The organism is Pseudomarimonas arenosa, from assembly GCF_014841215.1.
Lineage (GTDB): Bacteria > Pseudomonadota > Gammaproteobacteria > Xanthomonadales > Xanthomonadaceae > Pseudomarimonas > Pseudomarimonas arenosa.
Window position 1 is genome coordinate 1 of record NZ_JACYTR010000130.1, and the last position, 2,067, is coordinate 2,067.

The following is a 2,067-nucleotide window of genomic DNA, read 5'->3' on the forward strand; positions in this document are numbered from 1 at the left end:
GCGCAGGCCCAGTCCTTGCCGGTGCGCTTGAGCGTCAGGCCCTCGGATTCGATCAGGCGGGTCAGGGCTACCGATGAGCGCAAGCGCTCCACCTCGGGCTCGGGTATGCGGGCCATCGTCATCTCTCCAAAACGTGTCAAGAGGTTTCGCGACAAAAAACCTCAAAACGAATATACTCCGTTTCGGAGATTTCGAACAAGCAGGCGGAAAACCGGAGCTACCGTATGGGCAACATCCGCAGCATCGCTTCACACCCCATGGCTATTTCCGACGACGAGCGCGCCTTCTTCATCGAGCTCGGCCAGCGCATCGCCCAACGCCGTAAAGATCAGGGCATCACCCAGATGCAGCTCGCTGAGCTGCTCGGCGTGTCGCAACAAGCGATGAATTCGTTTGAGAAAGGCCGGCGCCGCGTGCCGGTGTCCTCGCTGCCGGCGATTGCCCGTGCGGTCGGCGCCACGCTGGATGAGCTTATCGTTGATGATGAGCCGCCGGCGGCCAAAGCCGCGCCCAAAAAGCGCGGCCCAGCCCCCAAGATTCAACAACAACTTGAACAACTCAGCCGCTTGCCCAAAGCCAAGCAACGCGCTGTGATGCAGGTGCTCGACTCGGTGCTGGCGCAGGCCGATCATTGAGCCCGTTTCTGGAGAATGCCCCATGAGCACCGCCATCGATCACATCACCGAAAAGCTGGCGCATTTGCCGCCCGAACGACTGGCCGAGGTCGTCGATTTCGTCGACTTTATCGCCGAGCGTGAGCAGGAACGTGGATTGGTACGCGCCGCGCAAACGACCAGTGAAGTGCGGCTCGCCCAGCTCTGGAACAACGACGCCGATGCCGCCTATGACCGGCTATAGCTTCGGCGACGTGGTGTTGGTGCCGTTTCCGTTCACCGATCAGACCGGCAAGAAACAACGCCCCGCCGTCGTCGTCAGTTCCGATCGCTACCAGCGCGAACGGCCCGATCTCATCCTGATGCCGATCACCAGCCAGAATCCCGGCTCGACCCGTTTCGGGGATGTGCCGGTCAGCGACACCCAAGCCGCCGGCCTGCTGATGCCCGGCGTGATCAAGCCGATTCTCTTTACCGTCGAGGCCACCCTGGTGCGCAAAGCACTCGGCCAGCTCGGCAACGACGATCAACGCGCCGTGCGGCACACCATCGCGCAGTTGATTGGGTAGTGCATGCGACAACGCCCGGCGAGGCCGGGCGTTGTGGGGGAAGTCAGCGTTAGCGGCGGGTGTAGGGCGGGTCTTGACCCGCCAAAGGAACACACGACACGGCCCAATTCGTCGCATCAGACCCGACACCACACAACGATTACGCGGGCCACGGCCAACCGAGATAACAAGGCGGCGGGTCAAAGACCCGCCCTACGCGGGCTCGGTGCTGGCGCAGGCCGATCATTGAGCCCGTTTCTGGAGAATGCCCCATGAGCACCGCCATCGATCACATCACCGAAAAGCTGGCGCATTTGCCGCCCGAACGACTGGCCGAGGTCGTCGATTTCGTCGATTTTATCGCCGAGCGCGAGCAGGAGCGCGGTTTGGTGCGCGCCGCGCAAACGACCAGTGAAGTGCGGCTCGCCCAACTTTGGAACAACGACGCCGATGCCGCCTATGACCGGCTATAGCTTCGGCGACGTGGTGTTGGTGCCGTTTCCATTCACCGATCAGACCGGCAAGAAACAACGCCCCGCCGTCGTCGTCAGTTCCGATCGTTACCAGCGCGAACGGCCCGACCTCATCCTGATGCCGATCACCAGCCAGAATCCCGGCTCCACCCGATTCGGTGATGTACCGGTCAGTGACACCCAAGCCGCCGGCCTGCTGATGCCCGGCGTCATCAAGCCGATCCTCTTTACCGTCGAGGCCAACCTGGTGCGCAAAACACTCGGCCGGCTCGGCAACGACGATCAACGCGCCGTGCGGCATACCGTCGCGCAGTTGATTGGGTAGCGGATGCGACAACGCCCGGCGAGGCCGGGCGTTGTGGGGGAAGTGAGCGTTAGGCAGTGGCGGGTTAAGAACCCGCCCTACGCGGGCTTGACCCGCCGTACAGCGGT

The 2,067-nt window shown here is 62.7% G+C and carries 5 protein-coding genes; all 5 read left to right on the top strand.

All coding sequences use genetic code 11. From position 1 onward, the window contains the following. Nucleotides 1-224: 224 nt before the first annotated feature. The 5 genes from IFO71_RS21490 to IFO71_RS21510 all read left to right on the top strand — a co-directional run bounded on the left by IFO71_RS21490 (nt 225) and on the right by IFO71_RS21510 (nt 1,960). Nucleotides 225-635, top strand: a complete 411-nt coding sequence (locus IFO71_RS21490) for a helix-turn-helix domain-containing protein (RefSeq protein ID WP_225444874.1) — start codon at nt 225-227, stop codon at nt 633-635. A 22-nt stretch (nt 636-657) separates the two neighbouring features. Further along, nucleotides 658-858, top strand: a complete 201-nt coding sequence (locus IFO71_RS21495; RefSeq protein WP_192031742.1) for a toxin-antitoxin system, antitoxin component, Xre family protein — start codon at nt 658-660, stop codon at nt 856-858. Further along, a complete protein-coding gene (locus tag IFO71_RS21500; RefSeq protein ID WP_192031743.1) occupies nt 845-1,183 on the top strand; it encodes a type II toxin-antitoxin system PemK/MazF family toxin in 339 nt (112 codons plus the stop codon). Before IFO71_RS21495 ends, IFO71_RS21500 begins: the two co-directional genes overlap by 14 nt. Nucleotides 1,184-1,434: 251 nt before the next feature. Then, a complete protein-coding gene (locus tag IFO71_RS21505; RefSeq protein WP_192031742.1) occupies nt 1,435-1,635 on the top strand; it encodes a toxin-antitoxin system, antitoxin component, Xre family protein in 201 nt (66 codons plus the stop codon). Then, entirely contained in the window at nt 1,622-1,960 is a 339-nt protein-coding gene (locus IFO71_RS21510; RefSeq protein WP_192031744.1) for a type II toxin-antitoxin system PemK/MazF family toxin, read from the top strand. Before IFO71_RS21505 ends, IFO71_RS21510 begins: the two co-directional genes overlap by 14 nt. Nucleotides 1,961-2,067 lie beyond the last annotated feature (107 nt).

Bases quoted from the DNA above. Each gene is read 5' to 3' on its own strand.
- IFO71_RS21500 (WP_192031743.1), top strand. From the start codon at position 845: ATGACCGGCTATAGCTTCGGCGACGTGGTGTTGGTGCCGTTTCCGTTC.
- IFO71_RS21490 (WP_225444874.1), top strand. From the start codon at position 225: ATGGGCAACATCCGCAGCATCGCTTCACACCCCATGGCTATTTCCGAC.
- IFO71_RS21510 (WP_192031744.1), top strand. From the start codon at position 1,622: ATGACCGGCTATAGCTTCGGCGACGTGGTGTTGGTGCCGTTTCCATTC.
- IFO71_RS21505 (WP_192031742.1), top strand. From the start codon at position 1,435: ATGAGCACCGCCATCGATCACATCACCGAAAAGCTGGCGCATTTGCCG.
- IFO71_RS21495 (WP_192031742.1), top strand. From the start codon at position 658: ATGAGCACCGCCATCGATCACATCACCGAAAAGCTGGCGCATTTGCCG.